This is a genomic window from Bacteroides congonensis (genome assembly GCF_900130125.1).
In the GTDB taxonomy this organism is placed as follows: domain Bacteria; phylum Bacteroidota; class Bacteroidia; order Bacteroidales; family Bacteroidaceae; genus Bacteroides; species Bacteroides congonensis.
Genome location: NZ_FQXY01000008.1, coordinates 192,116 through 211,567, shown reverse-complemented (window position 1 = coordinate 211,567; position 19,452 = coordinate 192,116). Strand labels below are relative to the sequence as shown.

At 44.8% G+C, this 19,452-nt stretch carries 11 protein-coding genes, 2 tRNA genes and 3 rRNA genes; 5 read left to right on the top strand and 11 right to left on the bottom strand.

The window, feature by feature from the left end; all coding sequences use genetic code 11:
- Positions 1-18: 18 nt before the first annotated feature.
- From BQ7997_RS04265 to BQ7997_RS04220, 10 genes are all read right to left on the bottom strand, one after another.
- Complete coding sequence (locus BQ7997_RS04265) at positions 19-1,149, bottom strand: sensor protein KdpD (RefSeq protein ID WP_022139937.1); 1,131 nt, start codon at positions 1,147-1,149, stop codon at positions 19-21.
- Between the two features lie 15 nt (positions 1,150-1,164).
- Positions 1,165-1,737: a K(+)-transporting ATPase subunit C gene (locus BQ7997_RS04260; RefSeq protein WP_073343879.1), complete on the bottom strand. Its 573-nt coding sequence runs from the start codon at positions 1,735-1,737 to the stop codon at positions 1,165-1,167.
- Between the two features lie 16 nt (positions 1,738-1,753).
- On the bottom strand, positions 1,754-3,787 hold the full coding sequence (gene kdpB / locus BQ7997_RS04255; RefSeq protein WP_073343876.1) for a potassium-transporting ATPase subunit KdpB: 2,034 nt from the start codon (positions 3,785-3,787) through the stop codon (positions 1,754-1,756).
- A gap of 18 nt (positions 3,788-3,805) precedes the next feature.
- Complete coding sequence (gene kdpA / locus BQ7997_RS04250; RefSeq protein ID WP_073343873.1) at positions 3,806-5,512, bottom strand: potassium-transporting ATPase subunit KdpA; 1,707 nt, start codon at positions 5,510-5,512, stop codon at positions 3,806-3,808.
- Positions 5,513-5,540: 28 nt separating this feature from the next.
- Positions 5,541-5,621 (bottom strand): potassium-transporting ATPase subunit F, encoded by an 81-nt coding sequence (locus BQ7997_RS04245; RefSeq protein ID WP_073343870.1) that lies wholly within the window; start codon positions 5,619-5,621, stop codon positions 5,541-5,543.
- A gap of 448 nt (positions 5,622-6,069) precedes the next feature.
- Positions 6,070-6,180: ribosomal RNA gene (gene rrf, locus BQ7997_RS04240) — 5S ribosomal RNA — on the bottom strand.
- A 72-nt stretch (positions 6,181-6,252) separates the two neighbouring features.
- Positions 6,253-9,132: ribosomal RNA gene (locus tag BQ7997_RS04235) — 23S ribosomal RNA — on the bottom strand.
- A gap of 144 nt (positions 9,133-9,276) precedes the next feature.
- A tRNA-Ala gene (locus BQ7997_RS04230) sits at positions 9,277-9,350 on the bottom strand.
- A 17-nt stretch (positions 9,351-9,367) separates the two neighbouring features.
- Positions 9,368-9,441: transfer RNA gene (locus BQ7997_RS04225), tRNA-Ile, on the bottom strand.
- Positions 9,442-9,624: 183 nt separating this feature from the next.
- A 16S ribosomal RNA gene (locus BQ7997_RS04220) occupies positions 9,625-11,154 on the bottom strand.
- The 16S, 23S and 5S rRNA genes sit together here with 2 tRNA genes alongside, the layout of an rRNA operon.
- A gap of 597 nt (positions 11,155-11,751) precedes the next feature.
- Between BQ7997_RS04220 and BQ7997_RS04210 the strand changes: the two genes are divergently transcribed.
- On the top strand, positions 11,752-11,967 hold the full coding sequence (locus BQ7997_RS04210) for a hypothetical protein (protein WP_073343867.1): 216 nt from the start codon (positions 11,752-11,754) through the stop codon (positions 11,965-11,967).
- A gap of 412 nt (positions 11,968-12,379) precedes the next feature.
- Here BQ7997_RS04210 and BQ7997_RS04200 read toward each other — a convergent pair whose 3' ends face one another.
- Entirely contained in the window at positions 12,380-12,718 is a 339-nt protein-coding gene (locus BQ7997_RS04200) for a hypothetical protein (RefSeq protein WP_073343855.1), read from the bottom strand.
- Between the two features lie 1,855 nt (positions 12,719-14,573).
- On the opposite strand from BQ7997_RS04200, the gene BQ7997_RS04190 reads away from it, so the two are divergent.
- The 4 genes from BQ7997_RS04190 to BQ7997_RS04175 all read left to right on the top strand — a co-directional run bounded on the left by BQ7997_RS04190 (position 14,574) and on the right by BQ7997_RS04175 (position 19,402).
- The gene (locus BQ7997_RS04190; protein WP_073343852.1) at positions 14,574-15,563 is read left to right on the top strand and encodes a tyrosine-type recombinase/integrase; all 990 of its coding nucleotides are present in this window, start codon (positions 14,574-14,576) and stop codon (positions 15,561-15,563) included.
- A 380-nt stretch (positions 15,564-15,943) separates the two neighbouring features.
- The gene (locus BQ7997_RS04185) at positions 15,944-17,149 is read left to right on the top strand and encodes a DUF3575 domain-containing protein (protein WP_073343849.1); all 1,206 of its coding nucleotides are present in this window, start codon (positions 15,944-15,946) and stop codon (positions 17,147-17,149) included.
- 19 nt (positions 17,150-17,168) lie between these two features.
- Positions 17,169-18,281 (top strand): DUF6562 domain-containing protein, encoded by a 1,113-nt coding sequence (locus BQ7997_RS04180; RefSeq protein WP_235817256.1) that lies wholly within the window; start codon positions 17,169-17,171, stop codon positions 18,279-18,281.
- Between the two features lie 44 nt (positions 18,282-18,325).
- Positions 18,326-19,402, top strand: coding sequence for a DUF6562 domain-containing protein (locus BQ7997_RS04175; protein ID WP_235817255.1), 1,077 nt, complete (start codon positions 18,326-18,328; stop codon positions 19,400-19,402).
- The last annotated feature ends 50 nt before the right edge of the window (positions 19,403-19,452 follow it).

The following is a 19,452-nucleotide window of genomic DNA, read 5'->3' as shown; positions in this document are numbered from 1 at the left end:
ACATTCATACGATTAATATTATGCAAGTATAATCAAATCTATATTAGCTTGCGACAAATTATTCAAAAACTTTCTGTATCCCAGTATAGAACAAATGGCATATGGCAGTCTCATGTCAGGGCTACCCATACATACGGTCGAAATCTGCTTCTCCTTACAGACCTCGACAATACTCCCCAAAATATCCTTGGACTGCACCTGAACAACCTCGCCCCCCAGTTCTGTCACCAGTTTAAAATGATTCAGCAGATAACGCTGGCTTGCCAGATCAATTCTTTCCATACTTTCTTTGGGAGTCTGTACATACAAGGCGATAAACGTAGTGTTATAACGCGTTGCCAACCTTGCCGCCTTTCTGATAATCCGCCGTGGTGTCTTCTCGTGGCTACTGATGCAAGCCATAAACTTTTCATGCCGCAGCCCGACAGCCACTCCCATCACCACTTCATTCTCCACCTTTTTCTCCACCCTTAACGCCACTTCCTTCAGTGCCAGTTCGCGCAATTGCAGGATATTCTCAGTCCGGAAAAAATTGTCCAATGCTGTCTGAATCTTTTCCGGGCGATATATCTTCCCCGCTTTCAGGCGGGTAATCAGCTCTTCTGCCGTCAAGTCAATATTCACCACCTCATCCGCTTCCTGAAGAACGCTGTCGGGCACCCGCTCTTTCACTTCGATACCCGTAATCTCCTGCACCTCTTCGTTCACGCTTTCGATGTGCTGAATATTGATTGCCGAAATCACATTGATTCCCTCATCCAGCAAAGTCATTACATCCTGCCAACGCTTTTCATTCAGGCTGCCTTCCACATTGGTATGTGCCAGTTCGTCCACAATGACAATCTCCGGATGAATACGGATAATTGCGTCCGTGTCCATTTCTTCCAACTCTTTCCCCTTATAGAATATCTTGCGCCGCGGAATGACAGGCAAGCCTTCCAACAGCATTTCCGTACCGGTACGCCCGTGCGTTTCGATGTAACCAATCTGCACATCCACCCCATTCTCCAGTAATTCATGCGCTTCCTGAAGCATACGATACGACTTACCCACACCAGCTATCATTCCGATGTAAATCTTGAATTTCCCCCGGTGCGACCTTTTTATCAAATCCAGGAAATGCTGTACACTTTGTTCTCTATCATCCATTTTATCACGACTCAACTATTTATTATTTTCTTCAAGTGCAATATTCAGTTTCAGCACATTCACTTTCTCTGTTCCGAAAAGACCCAGAAATGGCTTTTCCACACTCTTGTCAACAATCTCTTTCACCTGGTGCTCTGTCAGCCCGCGTGCCTGTGCCACCCGCTTCACTTGAACATAAGCACACTGGGGAGTGATATCCGGATCAAGTCCGGAGCCGCTTGCCGTTACCATTTCAGCCGGCACATCAGCGCGGTTCAAGTAAGGATGATGAACCAGGAAGGTGTCGATACGTGCCTTCACTTCATCCAAGTATTCCTGATTCGTAGGGCCTTTGTTGCTACCAGAAGAACTTGTAGCGTCATATCCGTCGCCGGCACTGGAAGGACGCCCCCAGAAATAAATATCCTTTGTAAACATCTGGCCGACATTCGCCGCTCCCACTACCTTTCCGTTCAGCGTAACCACCTCGGCATTTCCCCTATTAGGGCCTGCCACCTGTGCAAACAGCCACAGGACAAGGATATAGAACACAGAGAAAAAGACACAAAAAGCAAGTGTTATTTTTAATGACTTCAATAAAGTTTTCATTGCTATTGCTATTTAATTAAAAGAATAAACCTACTAATAAATCAATCAACTTGATTCCGACAAAAGGAACAATCACACCGCCCACACCATAAATCAGTAGATTACGGCGAAGCAAGGCACTTGCGCCAATCGGCTTGTATTGCACGCCACGCAAAGCCAGCGGAATCAGAATCGGAATAATAATCGCGTTGAAGATGACCGCCGAAAGGATAGCGCTTTCAGGACTATGCAGATTCATGATATTCAGCGCCGCCAGTTCGGGAATGGCAACCATAAACAATGCCGGAACGATAGCGAAATACTTCGCCACGTCATTGGCGATAGAGAACGTAGTCAGCGTACCACGGGTCATCAGCAACTGCTTGCCGATTTCTACAATCTCGATCAGTTTCGTCGGGTCATTGTCCAAGTCCACCATATTTCCGGCTTCCTTGGCAGCCTGCGTACCGCTGTTCATCGCTACACCCACATTTGCCTGTGCCAGTGCGGGAGCGTCGTTTGTACCGTCACCCATCATTGCCACCAACTTACCCGCCTGCTGTTCTTTCTTGATATATTCCATCTTGTCTTCCGGTTTGGCTTCGGCAATAAAGTCATCCACACCGGCCTTTTCTGCAATATATTTTGCAGTCAGCGGATTGTCACCGGTCACCATAACCGTCTTCACACCCATCTTGCGCAGACGTTCGAAACGTTCCTGAATACCCGGTTTGATAATATCCTGCAATTCGATGACACCCACAACTTCTTTGTTGACACACACCACCAACGGAGTACCACCGTCGCTTGAGATAGCGGAAATCACATCTTCCACCTCTTTCGGGAACTTGTTTCCGGCACTTTCCACAATCTTACGGATGGCATCAAACGCACCCTTACGAATCTGTGTCCCGTCCGCCAGATCGACACCGGAGCATTTGGTTTCGGCGGTAAACTTAATCATGTGCGCTCCTGTCGTATTCAGGCTGCGCATACGGATACCCGATTCACGTCCCAATTCCACGATAGACTTTCCTTCCGGAGTCTCGTCAGACAGGGAAGCCAGCAGGCAGTTCTCCACAAAGTCGTGCAAGTCAACGCCCGGAGCCGTATGGAAGTGCGTCGCTTTACGGTTACCGATTGTAATTGTACCGGTCTTGTCAAGCAGCAACGTATCAATATCACCGGCAGTTTCTACCGCCTTACCGGATTTTGTAATCACATTGGCACGAAGCGCACGATCCATACCCGCAATACCGATGGCAGAAAGAAGTCCGCCGATAGTTGTCGGAATCAGGCACACGAACAAAGAAATAAATGAAGCAATGGTGATGACCGTATTACTATAATCGGCAAACGGCTTCAAAGTGACACACACAATGACGAAAACGAGCGTAAAACCTGCCAACAGAATAGTCAACGCTATCTCATTCGGGGTTTTCTGACGTGACGCGCCTTCTACGAGCGCAATCATCTTGTCAAGGAAACTTTCTCCCGGCTGGGTAGTCACCATCACCTTTATATGGTCAGACAGTACTTTCGTACCACCCGTTACAGAACTCTTGTCACCGCCCGCCTCACGGATTACCGGAGCAGACTCACCGGTGATGGCACTTTCGTCGATAGAAGCCAACCCTTCAATAATCTCACCATCCGACGGAATCACGTCTCCGGCATCGCAAACAAACACATCCCCTTTCTTCAACTGTGAAGAACTTACGGTAACGATTTTATCACCTTCCACTTTCTTCGCCGGAGTCTCTTCACGTGTCTTACGCAAACTGTCGGCTTGCGCCTTGCCACGAGCCTCGGCGATAGCTTCGGCAAAATTGGCAAACAGCAACGTAATGAACAGAATGACAAATACGGCAATGTTGTAAGCAAACGAACCCTGTGAGGAATTTACAATAGAGTAGAGTGTAACGAGCAGCATCACCACCGTAGCAATTTCTACCGTAAACATAATCGGATTCTTAATCATCATTCGCGGATCTAGTTTCACGAATGATTGTTTCAAGCTTTCTATAACTTGCTCCTTTGGAAACAAAGAAGCTGATTTATTATCTTTCATATCTTCTCTAATTCAGTATTACAAACTTAAATGTTCAGCAATCGTACTCAACGCATGTACCGGGAAGAATGACAGGGCGGCAATAATGAAGATAACAGCAAATGTCATTACTCCGAAAGTCAGCGTATCCGTTTTCAAGGTTCCGGCACTTTCAGGAATAAACTTCTTCTGTGCCAGCAGACCGGCTATGGCAACCTGTCCGACAATAGGAATGAAACGGCTGAGAATCAAAACGATGCCGCACGTCCAGTTCCAGAAATAAGTATTATCCCCCAAACCTTCGAAACCGGAACCGTTGTTGGCAGCACAAGAAGTATATTCATAAAGCTGCTCGCTCAAACCGTGGAATCCGGGATTATTCAACCATCCGCCTTCACTTTCCACAAATTCGGGATAATGCGCATAAATGTAACTGGAGATTGCCGTGAACACCAGAATTACAAACGGGTGAAGCAGGGCGACAATAGTGGCGATTTTCATTTCGCGGGCTTCGACTTTCTTACCCAGGAATTCCGGTGTACGCCCTACCATCAGGCCACTGATAAACACGGTAATAATAATAAACGTATAATAGTTCATCCATCCTACGCCTACACCGCCGAACCAAGTGTTGATCTGCATGTTCAACATCTCCATCATGCCGGACAAAGGCATAGTGGAATCATGCATACCATTGACAGAACCGTTGGAAGTCACCGTAGTCGTGATACTCCAAAGGGCTGTCGCGGCAGACCCCAGACGGACTTCCTTTCCTTCCATGGCTCCATTGTCCTGTGCGATACCCAGTTCGTCGATACGCGGGTTACCGCCCATTTCCTGAACCACATTGATGCAGACACCTACCAGATAAGCAAAGAGCATGACTCCGAATATGCTGTACCCCAGTTTCTTCCTGCGAGTATAAAAGCCCAACGCAAACACCATTGCCATCGGAATAATCAGGATAGACCAGCATTCTGCCATATTGGTAAGATAAGTCGGGTTTTCCAACGGATGAGAAGAGTTGACACCGAAATAACCGCCACCGTTTGTACCCAGTTGCTTGATAGGAACAATTGCGGCCGTAGGGCCTTGGGAAACCATCTGTTCCTGTCCCTCGAGTGTAGTCACTTTCATCTTTCCGTCAAATCCCATCGGCGTTCCCTGGACAATCAGTATAAAGCCCACAATCAAGGAAAGCGGCAGTAAGATACGCGTACAACTTACTACAAGGAACTGCCAGAAGTTACCGATTGTCTTCGTTGTCTTTGCGGCAATACTTTTCATGATACCTGCCATGGCAGCCATACCTGTCGCCGCGGTAATAAACTGGAAAAGCATGATAACAAACAACTGCGTAAAATAAGTCAGCCCGCTTTCGCCACTATAATGCTGCAAGTTACAGTTGACCATAAAACTAATACACGTATTGAAAGCCTGATCCGGTGTCTGCGGCCCGTTTCCATCAGGGTTCAGCGGCAACCAGCCTTGTGAAACCAACAACACCATCCCCCAAAAGAACCAGAAAGCATTCAGAATCAACAACGCTTTCAGGAACTGCTTCCAGTTCATCTCTTCCTTGGGATCAATTCCACAAACTTTATAAATGACCCTTTCGACAGGAGCCATGAAATCCGACCAAGTCTTCTCCCCCTTGTAGACTCTGGCAATGTATTTACCCAGTGGATAAGCCAAAATCACCATCAAGGCAATCTGCGCAACCACACCTAAAATTTCTGTATTCATATACTTTTTACCTTAAACTGTGTGTTAATTAAAACTTTTCGGGTTTGACGAGTACATACATCAAGTAACCGAAAATTGCAATCCCCAATACAAATAATGCTGTATACATAATCAATTCTCCTTTTCTTTAAATATTCTCAAACCAGTCTACGCATTTCCAAAACAGCCAGAAACAAACGAAACCGCTCAACAGGCAGAAAATAAATGATAATGTAATTCCCATGTTTTTTACCTTTTTAAATGGATTAATAATTCTAATTATTTGCCGGAGATAATGCCAAAGGTGTGCCAGAAAAAGGAATACAGATGTAAAGATTTGATTTACAGCATAATAAAAAGAAGGGATAGTTATGAGAAGGAAAGAAATACCCTACCATTTTGAAAGGGTTATACTATTTTGAAAAGTTATATAGAAGTTATACAGTGGAGAGATGAACGTGGAGAACAGTAGTAAAAAAGGAAATATAGAGTAAAATACGAGGTATATAGAGCAAACTATGAGATGTATAAATACAGAAAGCCCCTTGATTCTTTCGTTGAATCAAGGGGCTTCTTAAAAACGGCGGCTACCTACTCTCCCACTGTTACGCAGTACCATCGGCGTGACGAGGCTTAACTTCTCTGTTCGGAATGGGAAGAGGTGGAACCCTCGTGCTATAACCACCTGAAGAAGGTTATGACATGATGAAAAGTAAAATTAGCAACAGCTAAACGTATATATCGCGCCCCGTACAAGCTCCAAAAGAAAGTGAACGGGCAATTAGTAATGCTCGGCTATGATGTTACCACCTTTACACCTGCATCCTATCAACGTCATCGTCTTTGACGACCCTAAGAAATCTAATCTTGTGGCTGGCTTCGTACTTAGATGCTTTCAGCACTTATCCAATCCCGACTTAGATACCCAGCGATGCACCTGGCGGCACAACTGGTAAACCAGCGGTCAGTCCAACACGGTCCTCTCGTACTAGTGTCAGAGCCACGCAAATTTCATACGCCCACGATAGATAGAGACCGAACTGTCTCACGACGTTCTGAACCCAGCTCGCGTGCCACTTTAATGGGCGAACAGCCCAACCCTTGGGACCTTCTCCAGCCCCAGGATGTGACGAGCCGACATCGAGGTGCCAAACCCCTCCGTCGATATGAGCTCTTGGGAGGGATCAGCCTGTTATCCCCGGAGTACCTTTTATCCTTTGAGCGATGTCCCTTCCATACGGAAACACCGGATCACTATGCTCTAGTTTCCTACCTGATCGACGTGTATGTCTCCCAGTCAAGCGCCCTTATGCCATTACACTCTACGGACGGTTACCAATCGTCCTGAGGGCACCTTTAGAAGCCTCCGTTACACTTTTGGAGGCGACCACCCCAGTCAAACTACCCACCAAACAGTGTCCTCGCATACACGAGTTAGAACTCAAATAATCAAAGGGCCGTATTTCAACAGCGACTCCACAAATACTGGCGTACCTGCTTCGAAGTCTCCGGCCTATCCTACACATCAATTACCCAAATTCAATGTTAAGCTATAGTAAAGGTTCACGGGGTCTTTTCGTCCCATCGCGGGTAATCGGCATCTTCACCGATACTACAATTTCACTGAGCTCACGGTTGAGACAGTGTCCAGATCATTACACCATTCGTGCAGGTCGGAACTTACCCGACAAGGAATTTCGCTACCTTAGGACCGTTATAGTTACGGCCGCCGTTTACTGGGGCTTCAATTCAATGCTTCTCTTGCGATGACATCTCCTCTTAACCTTCCAGCACCGGGCAGGTGTCAGGCTGTATACGTAATCTTTCAATTTGGCACAGCCCTGTGTTTTTGTTAAACAGTTGCCTGGACCTATTCTCTGCGCCCAACTCTCGTTGGGACCCTTTATCCCGAAGTTACAGGGTCAATTTGCCTAGTTCCTTAACCGTGAATCACTCAAGCGCCTTAGTATATTCAACCCGACTACGTGTGTCCGTTTGCGGTACGGGTACCTTAATGATTAAGTTTAGCGGATTTTCTTGGGAGTATGATTACACGCACTATTACCTTATTCCGAAGAATTCGGTATACTATCAGGTTCGACTCTTGCGGTGGATTTGCCTGCCACAATCAACGTCTACACCCTTCAACGGACTATTCCGTCAGTCCGCGGCGCTGTCACTGCTCCGTCTCCACGTCACTCATCAAGGTAGTACAGGAATATTAACCTGTTCTGCCATCGGCCTCACCGTTCGGCTGAGCCTTAGGACCCGACTAACCCTGATCCGATTAGCGTTGATCAGGAAACCTTAGTCTTTCGGCGAGGGGGTTTCTCACCCCCTTTATCGTTACTTATACCTACATTTGCTTTTCCACACGCTCCAGCATACCTTACGGTACACCTTCGACGCGGAGTGGAATGCTCCCCTACCGATCCTTACTGATCCCATAGCTTCGGTAAATTGCTTGATGCCCGATTATTATCCACGCCAAACTCCTCGACTAGTGAGCTGTTACGCACTCTTTAAATGAATGGCTGCTTCCAAGCCAACATCCTAGCTGTCTTAGCAATCTGACTTCGTTAGTTCAACTTAGCAATTATTTGGGGACCTTAGCTGATGGTCTGGATTCTTCTCCTTTCGGACATGGACCTTAGCACCCATGCCCTCACTCCTGTGATAGAACTAATGCGCATTCGGAGTTTATCAAGACTTGATAGGCGGTGAAGCCCTCGCATCTTATCAGTCGCTCTACCTCACATTAGTAACTCACAAGGCTGCACCTAAATGCATTTCGGGGAGTACGAGCTATCTCCAAGTTTGATTAGCCTTTCACCCCCACCCTCAGGTCATCCGGAAGCTTTTCAACGCTTATCGGTTCGGTCCTCCAGTTAGTGTTACCTAACCTTCAACCTGCCCAAGGGTAGATCACTTGGTTTCGCGTCTACTCCTTCCGACTAATCGCCCTGTTAAGACTCGCTTTCGCTTCGGCTTCATGTCTTGAGACACTTAACCTTGCCGGAAAAAGTAACTCGTAGGTTCATTATGCAAAAGGCACGCCGTCACTCCTTACGGAGCTCCGACCGCTTGTAGGCGCACGGTTTCAGGGACTATTTCACTCTTCTGTTCGAAGTTCTTTTCACCTTTCCTTCACAGTACTGGTTCACTATCGGTCTCTCGGGAGTATTTAGCCTTACCGGATGGTCCCGGCAGATTCACGCAAGATTTCTCGTGTCCCGCGCTACTCAGGATACCACTACGCTTTATTCAGCTTCATATACCGGGCTATCACCGTCTATGGCCCCATTTTCCAAAGGGTTCTATTCACTAAACTTCATGCGACATTGTGGTCCTACAACCCCAATATTGCCGTAACAACATTGGTTTGGGCTAATCCCCGTTCGCTCGCCACTACTAGGGGAATCATTATTATTTTCTTTTCCTGCAGGTACTAAGATGTTTCAGTTCCCTGCGTTAGCTTCCAACTTGGTTGGATGACATTCCTTCAGAATGCCGGGTTGTCCCATTCGGAAATCTTCGGATCAAAGGTTATTTGCACCTACCCGAAGCTTATCGCAGCTTATCACGTCCTTCATCGCCTCCGAGAGCCAAGGCATCCGCCATGCGCCCTTGCTTACTTTCTTTCAAACTGACTTCTCGCTGTATTTCACTATTGATAGTGTATACATTAAGAACGTACGGTTCGATATATACTTTTAGCTCTTTACTAAAATTTTACTTTTTGTTTTCATCATGTCAAAGATCGTTTTTCTAGTGTGNAGAGAGAGTGGAGAATAACGGATTCGAACCGTTGACCCTCTGCGTGCAAGGCAGATGCTCTAGCCAGCTGAGCTAATCCCCCGTAAGAGTTATTCGGAGTAGTCCCAGGCAGAGTTGAACTGCCGACCTCTACATTATCAGTGTAGCGCTCTAACCAACTGAGCTATAGGACTAGTTCAACCTTGTCTACCTTCTGTTAGACTCGGCTTCTTTTTTCTCTTGTTTATCTCTATCTATACTTCTATAGATGGTTGATCTATATTTTATAAATAAACAAGTACCAGTAGTACAATAAAAACAGAACCTGATTAACCGTGAGGTTAACCTGAAAGTCAGTTGTTACGACATCGCTCCAGAAAGGAGGTGTTCCAGCCGCACCTTCCGGTACGGCTACCTTGTTACGACTTAGCCCCAATTACCAGTTTTACCCTAGGACGCTCCTTGCGGTTACGTACTTCAGGTACCCCCGGCTTTCATGGCTTGACGGGCGGTGTGTACAAGGCCCGGGAACGTATTCACCGCGCCATGGCTGATGCGCGATTACTAGCGAATCCAGCTTCACGAAGTCGGGTTGCAGACTTCGATCCGAACTGAGAGAGGTTTTTGGGATTGGCATCCTGTCACCAGGTAGCGGCCTTCTGTACCCCCCATTGTAACACGTGTGTAGCCCCGGACGTAAGGGCCGTGCTGATTTGACGTCATCCCCACCTTCCTCACATCTTACGACGGCAGTCTCTCCAGAGTCCTCAGCATGACCTGTTAGTAACTGAAGATAAGGGTTGCGCTCGTTATGGCACTTAAGCCGACACCTCACGGCACGAGCTGACGACAACCATGCAGCACCTTCACATTTGCCTTACGGCTATACTGTTTCCAATATATTCAAATGCAATTTAAGCCCGGGTAAGGTTCCTCGCGTATCATCGAATTAAACCACATGTTCCTCCGCTTGTGCGGGCCCCCGTCAATTCCTTTGAGTTTCACCGTTGCCGGCGTACTCCCCAGGTGGAATACTTAATGCTTTCGCTTGGCCGCTTGCTGTATATCGCAAACAGCGAGTATTCATCGTTTACTGTGTGGACTACCAGGGTATCTAATCCTGTTTGATACCCACACTTTCGAGCCTCAGTGTCAGTCAACAGTCCAGTGAGCTGCCTTCGCAATCGGAGTTCTTCGTGATATCTAAGCATTTCACCGCTACACCACGAATTCCGCCCACCTCTACTGTACTCAAGACTGCCAGTTTCAACTGCAATTTTACGGTTGAGCCGCAAACTTTCACAACTGACTTAACAATCCACCTACGCTCCCTTTAAACCCAATAAATCCGGATAACGCTCGGATCCTCCGTATTACCGCGGCTGCTGGCACGGAGTTAGCCGATCCTTATTCATATGGTACATACAAAATGGTATACATACCAAACTTTATTCCCATATAAAAGAAGTTTACAACCCATAGGGCCGTCATCCTTCACGCTACTTGGCTGGTTCAGGCTCGCGCCCATTGACCAATATTCCTCACTGCTGCCTCCCGTAGGAGTTTGGACCGTGTCTCAGTTCCAATGTGGGGGACCTTCCTCTCAGAACCCCTATCCATCGAAGGTTTGGTGAGCCGTTACCTCACCAACTGCCTAATGGAACGCATCCCCATCGATAACCGAAATTCTTTAATAGTTTCACCATGCGGTGAAAATATACCATCGGGTATTAATCTTTCTTTCGAAAGGCTATCCCCGAGTTATCGGCAGGTTGGATACGTGTTACTCACCCGTGCGCCGGTCGCCATCTAAAGTTTGCAAGCAAACTTTAATGCTGCCCCTCGACTTGCATGTGTTAAGCCTGTAGCTAGCGTTCATCCTGAGCCAGGATCAAACTCTTCATTGTAAAAGTATTGTTAATCATCCGGTATTGCTGATTGTTGCTCTGTTCAGGATGCCGTACAAAATTTATTGACTTCTTTCAAGTACCTGTATTTCATTTGTATTGCTACCTATGAAACAAGTATTGACGGTTCTATTTTTTAACTTGTACTACTTGTATTGTTTATCAATATTTCAAAGAACTTGTTGCTTTCGTTTTAAAAGCGGGTGCAAAGGTAAGAGGTTTATTTTTAACTGCCAAATATTTTCGGAAGTTTTTTTATTTTCTTTTTCAACTCGTTTCTCAGGCTCTCTTGCGAAAGGGAAAGAATAATTATAAAAGAAAAAGCAAAACCGCTTTCTTTGCGAATCGGACTGCAAAGATAAGAACTTTTAGATTTATCTTCCAAACTTTTTCGGAAGTTTTTTTGTTCTTATGTTTAAGCTGTCTTACGCTTTATCACTAAGTCATTTTGTCAAGGCTTTCTTCTCTCGGAAAGCGGGTGCAAAAGTACTCCGTTTTGGAATATACTCCAAATATATTCAGCTCTTTTTTTTGATTATTTTTGAATAAATAGGCTAAGTCGTTGATTGATAAGTATGTTGTAAAGCATGTTTTTTAATGAATGGAAAGGCGTGCGCGGGAACGGGTGAGCAGGTACACCTTATTATATTCACATGCGCGCGAAATGCGCGCGAAGAGATAAAGACCGGGGAGAAAAAAAGAAAGGGAATTGCAGGAGAAAAAAGATGGCAGGAAGAAAAAGACTACCGGAAAACAGAGATTCAAAGAAAGATTCCGGGGAAATTTACCATAAGCAAAGAAGGGGTATTGTAGGCAAAGGAGATTTATTATAGTTTACTGTAGACAAAGAAGGCTTACTGTAGACAAAGAAGGCTTGTTATAAACAAAGAAGATTTATTGCAGACAGAAAAGGATAGGATAAAAAGCAAGAGGATACCCGTAAGGGAAAAGTTGGGTATCCTCTCTAGGAGACAAACCAAACAAACCACTTTCACAAGCTATCTGCCGGTTCGCGACCTCCGTTATATACGCTGGTAGGATTACGAAAACTGATTCATCATCATGTCATACGACAAAATTATGAATCCGGCGCATACGGATGATTTTATCCGATTTACGCAATTCAACTCAGAGTTATTCAATTTATTGAATTCATTGGTTTTATTGAATTCATTGAATTCATTGAATTCATTAAAAGCATTCATCGCTCCGAAGATTGACTTCATTATTCCGAAGATTGGCGCAAATTAACCAGTTCTGCCCATTTGTGCAGACTCAAGTCAATTCCCCCTTTCTCCAAGGAATGCAGAGAGGAAAGAAAATATTTAATTATACGTTCAGGATCATCACACTGTTCATAAGCCAACTCACCAAGGGCATAATGCAGACGGGAAATTTGAATATAGTCGATCTGGGTACAGGAGTTATCCATGGAAGCCTCAACCAGACTATCAAGGATTTCACAAGCCTGGCTTTGTTCCCAATCCGTCAGTTCACTTATAGGCTTATGCATGATAGGGTGTTGCATCAAGCGGATGATGTTCTCTTTAAAATCGCTAATCATCGTTTTAGTCTTGTTTGCCGCATCTGTTCCCAAAGGTGCGAGGGTTTATATATAAAAAAGAGCGCAGGAACTATCTACTATATACTCTAAGATAGGTGTCCGCTAAGACCCGTTCCAGAAGCATAAGTGATAGCCCCACGCCCAATTGAGTATATAACAAAGTTATACATACAAATGTGCGTGAGACCTGTCACTCATTACCATCCTCTGGAACAAAAGTAGCGGACTTTATCTTAAGGATATAACAAATAACCGTTCTCAATAAAATTATTAAAACTTACTTTCTTCGCTAGAAAGTAAACTACGACAAAAGTAGCAATTTATATTTAGCAAACAAACAATATTGACAAAGAAATGAGCATGAGACACAAAATTATTTTGGTTATACACAAACAACTTTCAAATACACCCAATCAACCTTTTCAACTTAAAGGCAACGCATTTATAAGTTAAACTCTACAGGACACTCAGAGACTCGCTGCTCAGCACCTTCTAGAAACGATTTCGCAAAATCATTTCTCATATTCTCATTGTTTATATAGTAATTACATATAAATCAATCAGATAACACTATGAGAAATAAAATCAAATACGGCATTTCTCATACTTTTTTTACCATTTTACCTTAAAAACAGTGCATTTCTCATACGTTTATCAATCATTTCTCATAAGAAAAATAACACTTCTGAAACGAAAAAGCCATTAAACAACAACATATTTCAAGGTAAACATGAAGTCATGCACCGCTTAATCACATATTATCAAGCGGTACTTTACAACACATAAAGCAGGCATCAAGAAATCATCCCACTAATATCCGGACATCTTTCCTTAGGTATCTATATATCTTCCCTTAGTCATTGTCAAGGGCTCACTATTGTGAATAAATAGGCTAACAGCCGTAGATAAATATATCTACATATGTGAACAAATAAGCTCACACTAGTGAGCCCTTACACATGATTAAGGGAAAACATAAGAATACCAAAGGATTGACATACAATATACAAAGGCTGACATATAAGATATAAGGAACCGACATATAAGATATAAGGAGTTGGCGTATGATATATAGGAGAAAAAAGATAAAAACAGCTACTTGAAACCGAAACAAACATAAAATTATAGGCTATACGAAGCAAATAAAACACAAAAAGCAGTCGACATGGAATATGTCGACTTATCACAAAAATACATATTATACTGATTATAAATATATTATATATTAAAGGTAAAAATTACGTATGAGAGTAAAAGTTACTATCAGGGAGATATAAAGTCCTGCTCCCATAGCTGAAACGACTATGAATAAAAGGTTTCAAACGATTTATGAGAGTATGAGGGTAAAACTCAACAAAACTTTTTATGGGAAGCCTACCTACAGAAAGGCACTAACATAACTTGATAAGGCATCGAACCCATACTTTATAAATACAACAGAGCAAAAGAAGTAATAATTCGATATTGAAACAAGACTTCCACTTTCCGCAAGAACGCAAAGCATCATGTGCATAAGTCGAAACAAATTATTTCAAAACATAAGACCGGACGATTTTCAGTACATTTAAAAGCAATGGTATGCCGAGAAACAAAAAGCCTACAAATCAGAATGATACAGATAGAAATACAAAAATCCAAATTGAAAACTCCGTTTTTCCAATACATCCCTATCTTTGTGGAACGAAGGAAAAAGGGCGTATGATAAAAGAACAAACAAGAATAACTGTTTGCATACAAGAAACAAAAATAACGGTTAAAACAATACTTTGAAATGCAAAGATTGCACAAACGAATAAACAAGAAGCATGCGTCTGCAATTGTCCCTTCAGCTTTTAATTGAAAAAACAATGGAATTATGAATGATTTAAAAAGTTTTATGGAGACAGTCATACTAAGACTGGAAAGCGAAGGGCGGTATGGGACAGCCCACGTTTATCAAAGTACCCTGAATGCTATATCGCAATATTGGCATAGCAAACAGAAAGGCACAATGAAGTTGGATAAAGTTTTCACACCGGCACTTTTGCAGGGATTCGAGAGGTATCTATTAGAGAACATGCTCAGCATGAATACCGTATCTACTTATATGCGTATGCTACGGGCTATTTATCACAGGGCTACCAAAGAAAGACGAATCAAATGGAAACAAGGTTTGTTCGACACCGTATATACAGGTGTGCGGGCAGACACGAAACGAGCGCTGACACCCGGACATATGGGAAACATACTTGTTGCCCGCCAGACACTCCCCTCGCTAAGGGAAGCACAGTCATGGTTCGTACTCCTTTTCTTATTAAGAGGAATGCCGTTTATCGACCTTGCCCGACTGAGGAAATGCGACCTGCACGGGAACACCCTTATCTATAAGAGACAAAAGACCGGACGGGTAATCACCGTGAACGTGACTCCCGAAGCAATGCGGCTTATCAACCAGTTGGCCAACCGGAATCCCAGGTCACCCTACCTATTATCCATCTTACCGGATAATCCGAGGACGCAAAATACAAACGGCTTCGGAAGCAGGGAAGAATACAGACTATATCAAGCTATACTAAGAGGATTCAACAGAAAGCTGAATGAGCTTTCAAGAAGAATGAATCTCGGAGAAAAGCTATCATCTTATACAGCCCGCCACACATGGGCAACAACTGCCTATCAAAAGAAATGTGCGACAGGAGTTATCTGCAACGCCTTGGGACACTCGTCCATGAAAGTGACGGAAACGTATTTAAAAGCCTTCGAGCAAAAGGAAATAGATAGGACAAACAGAATGATAATATCTTACATTAAAAAAGAAGCCGAGAAAGGATGCGAAAATCAATATCCAACAGTTACAATTCTGTAATTCAACGATTTACATAGACTGTTACTTTGTAGGTAACGGTACACAAAAGATTCGGCAAATATATGCATTGAATTTGAAATATGAAAACAAAACTAACATTTTTTTTGCAGGTTTTTATAAAAAAGCAAAGATTTTGCTAAAATGAAAACTTTCCTAAACTAAACCAAGCAACTTTATCGCATAAATATTCCAGTCGTATCCGGGGGTTGGATACGAAAACTAAACGTACGCAACTGTGCTCACAGTGGCGCGACTCTCCTTTTGTATTTTTATCCATGCCAACCGCGCTCAGAGGACGCTTCCGACTGCCTGGGGCGACACATGCCGTTACCTACAAAGTAACGGCGCACACCACAGAGAAACAAAAATTTAAAACCAGTATGGAATATTTAAGACGAAAGCTATGCCTATTAGCCGGAAGTATTCTGATGACGTGCGCCGCATGGGGACAAATACTCCCCACCGACTCACTGACAAAGGATCCGGAAGCCTGGTACATCCATTTCAAAACAGGAAAGAGTAATCTTGATTTGGAATACAACGGCAACAGAGGTACTCTACAACGATGTATCGACAGAGTACAAGAGATTATAGACAAAAATGAGTACGTCATCGACCACATCCGCATCATCGGATATGCATCCCCCGAAGGTCCGCTGGCACTGAACATGAAGCTCAGTGCAGCCAGAGCAGATGTGTTGAAAGACTATCTGGTAGCTAAGACCGGACTTGAGCCCGGCCTGTTCGAAGTAGTGGCAGGCGGGGAAAACTGGAACGAGCTGCGTGTCATGGTCGAAAAGAGTGACATGAAGGAGAAAGCCCGCATACTGGATATTCTCAACAATACTCCCGAAGGAACGGATCCGGAAATCGCCCTCAAGAAATTGCCCGGCGGTGCTTACCGCTATATGCTGAATACTTTCTATCCGAAACTGAGAAGCGCAAGCAGTGTACAGTTACTAAAAATTGTGCCTGTCGTTGCTCCGCCCGTGGTAAAGGAAGAGATAAAAGTGGTAGAGGTGGATACTGTGAAAAGAACTCCGCAGAAACCGGTAGTACAAGAACCGGAACCTTGCCGGTGCGAACCGCCGTTTATGGCTATCAAAACCAACCTCGCTTCGTGGGCCGCGCTTATCACTCCGAACATCGAACTGGAAGCGTATCTCGGCAACCGCTATTCTATTGCCGTAGAAGGCGCATACCGCTGGCTGAAGGACAACAAAGCGAAAGGGAACAGCTACAACGTAGCATCCGTATCGCCGGAAGTGCGCATGTACATACGTGACGACCGTTCTTTCCAGGGTTCTTACTGGGGACTATACGGGCTATATGGCGAATATGACGTGAAATTCGGAAGTACGGGACGTCAGGGTAATATCCGCGGACTGGGTGTTTCTTATGGATATATCTTCAAGTTCAACCGTTTCGACTGCCTTTATTTCGACCTCGGCATCTCTGCCGGATACAACCGTCTCAAATACGACAAGTATTTCTGGTATGACCCGTGCAACGCATTCAAGCAACATAAAGGCAAGAACTATTGGGGACCAAGCAAAATCAAGGCTTCACTCGTCTGGAGATTTTAAATCATAGGAGGACCTGATTATGAGAATAGAAAAAGATACTGAAACTATGGATTTATATAACAAATATAACGTGTCTGAATGGGGAAACCGGAAAGAGACGATACAACGTAAAAGGTTGACAACAATGATTTCCGCATCTGCGGCGGCACTGTTGATACTTTCCATGCTACTGCTGAGTTCGTGTGAGAAGAAAGACCTTTGTTACCTGGATGCGCATCCGCACGTCTGCCACACCCGACTGACGCTCAAATTCAACACGGCGTGGGATAACGAACCTATTTATTCGAACTACACACGCACCGCGAGCAATGTATCGGTACGCTATGTACTGGAATTCTGGACGATGGGCGATGACGGCAGACTGGAAACGCAGCTGGAACGCAAGATTGTGAACGGCGGCACACTGAACGAAGGCAACAACAGCCAGACAGTGAACGTAGACCTTCCCGCCACAAAGATTGCCGTATTGGCATGGGCTGAACCATTGGCAAGCGGACAAACCGCAAATCCTTACTTCGACGTAACTTCACTCAGCAGTGTCAAGATGCTGGAACCGTTCGGAGCGGGAGCCACCAAAGATGCTTTCAGCGGAAGCGCCACTTGGGATTACAGCGGATACGGAGTGCCGCACTCTCACGCAAACGACCTCGACTTTACGGAAGAACTGGAACTGTTGCGCCCCTTCGGCACGTATACGGTGATTTCCAACGATATGGAAGAGTATTTTGAAAAAGCAGGCGCCGATGCACCGGAACCGCATACTGCCAAAGTGAATTACCAGATGTGGATACCGCCGATGTTCGACACTTTCCGCCAGGTGGCAAACGGTTCACAATCAGGCGCGACATTCGAGCATCCTGTAAGTGTGCATACGGAAGGGAAAGAATACAAACTGGCGGAAGACCTCATCTTTATAGGGCCGGGCGACGGAACAGACAACTATTATAACATTATAGTAGAAACTCACGCGGCAGACGGAAGCAGCATACACAAAAGCGGAAACGCGGAGATACGTATGCAACGCAACAAGCATACATTGGTATATGGCGCGTTCCTGACCGTCCGCAAGCCCAGTTCACCGGGTATCGACGATGATTTCGACGAAATAATAGAAATAGTGATACCTGATTAATGAATAATTTTTAAGGATAGGATAAGATGAAAAAATATAGGCTTATGAATCACCAGAAGTATTTCCGGATAGTATGTTTCGGTCTGTCGTTTCTCACTGCGGCATGCACCAACGAGTCGCCCTTGAATATAGGGCCGGCTGAATCTCCGGAAACCAGCGTTTCCATACAGGCAACAGTTGACACTAAGGCTGCGAACGAACCGGAAGCGGCAACGGACTACGGCGTAATCACTCGTGCCGGCGGCGACAAGCAAGTACCTGCGGGGTATCGCCTGCGCTGCAAAATCGAAGTGTATTCGACGACAACGAACCTGCGCGTAGCACAGTCCCAGCAATTTATCGACGATGACAGCGGACTGACCGGGGCTATCACTTTCCCGGACATACGATTGGCGCCCAATGATACGTACAAGGCTATCTGCTGGGCTGATTATATCGCGGCAGGGACGGTAACTGACTTGATTTACAATACATCGAAGGGGTTGAGCGACATACGCCTCATCGAGACAATCGGAACTGTTCATTCAGAAGCGGCTGCCAACGACCTGAATATAGAGGATGCCTATGCCGGACAATCCGAATCGTTCACCATCGAAGTGAATGGAGATATAAAGGAAGGCGACGAGGAGAAACTGACTTCAATCAAGTTGAGACGTCCGTTCGTGAAAGTATCTCTCCCATGGGTGAAGTTGACTGACGAGAATGGCGCTGCATGGGCAGAAGGTCTGAAGAATGTCCGAATCGTATATGAAACGGGAAGCGCATTATATACCCAATTTAATGTATGGACGGGAGAGACTTCAGGAGGAAGGACAGATCCCGAATCGCTTTATCCCAAAGAGGTTTCTTCCTTTGACAGGACATTTGCATTGCATGACTATCTGATAGTACCTGTACCGATGGCGGATGTCATTCCTTTATCTTTCTACATTTCGGCAGAAACAGCATCAGGCAGTACTCCGGTGACATTCAAACGGTATGGAAGCGGCGCGCCGGATTATTCTTCTATCTCGATCAATCTGCCCAATCCGAATTATATGCTGTTAATCAAAGGAGCGACAGAGGAACAGGAAGGAAGCGAGCGTATATATCCATTGACATTCAAAGAATATCGTCCGTAAAATTTCTTTCTATTATAACAAACAGTGACACATTTTTATTATTAACCAAT

Excerpts from the sequence above, each read along its gene's own strand:
- BQ7997_RS04265 (WP_022139937.1), bottom strand. The coding sequence starts at position 1,149 with ATGGATGATAGAGAACAAAGTGTACAGCATTTCCTGGATTTGATAAAA.
- BQ7997_RS04260 (WP_073343879.1), bottom strand. The coding sequence starts at position 1,737 with ATGAAAACTTTATTGAAGTCATTAAAAATAACACTTGCTTTTTGTGTC.
- kdpB (WP_073343876.1), bottom strand. The coding sequence starts at position 3,787 with ATGAAAGATAATAAATCAGCTTCTTTGTTTCCAAAGGAGCAAGTTATA.
- kdpA (WP_073343873.1), bottom strand. The coding sequence starts at position 5,512 with ATGAATACAGAAATTTTAGGTGTGGTTGCGCAGATTGCCTTGATGGTG.
- BQ7997_RS04245 (WP_073343870.1), bottom strand. The coding sequence starts at position 5,621 with ATGTATACAGCATTATTTGTATTGGGGATTGCAATTTTCGGTTACTTG.
- BQ7997_RS04210 (WP_073343867.1), top strand. The coding sequence starts at position 11,752 with ATGAATGGAAAGGCGTGCGCGGGAACGGGTGAGCAGGTACACCTTATT.
- BQ7997_RS04200 (WP_073343855.1), bottom strand. The coding sequence starts at position 12,718 with ATGATTAGCGATTTTAAAGAGAACATCATCCGCTTGATGCAACACCCT.
- BQ7997_RS04190 (WP_073343852.1), top strand. The coding sequence starts at position 14,574 with ATGAATGATTTAAAAAGTTTTATGGAGACAGTCATACTAAGACTGGAA.
- BQ7997_RS04185 (WP_073343849.1), top strand. The coding sequence starts at position 15,944 with ATGGAATATTTAAGACGAAAGCTATGCCTATTAGCCGGAAGTATTCTG.
- BQ7997_RS04180 (WP_235817256.1), top strand. The coding sequence starts at position 17,169 with ATGAGAATAGAAAAAGATACTGAAACTATGGATTTATATAACAAATAT.
- BQ7997_RS04175 (WP_235817255.1), top strand. The coding sequence starts at position 18,326 with ATGAATCACCAGAAGTATTTCCGGATAGTATGTTTCGGTCTGTCGTTT.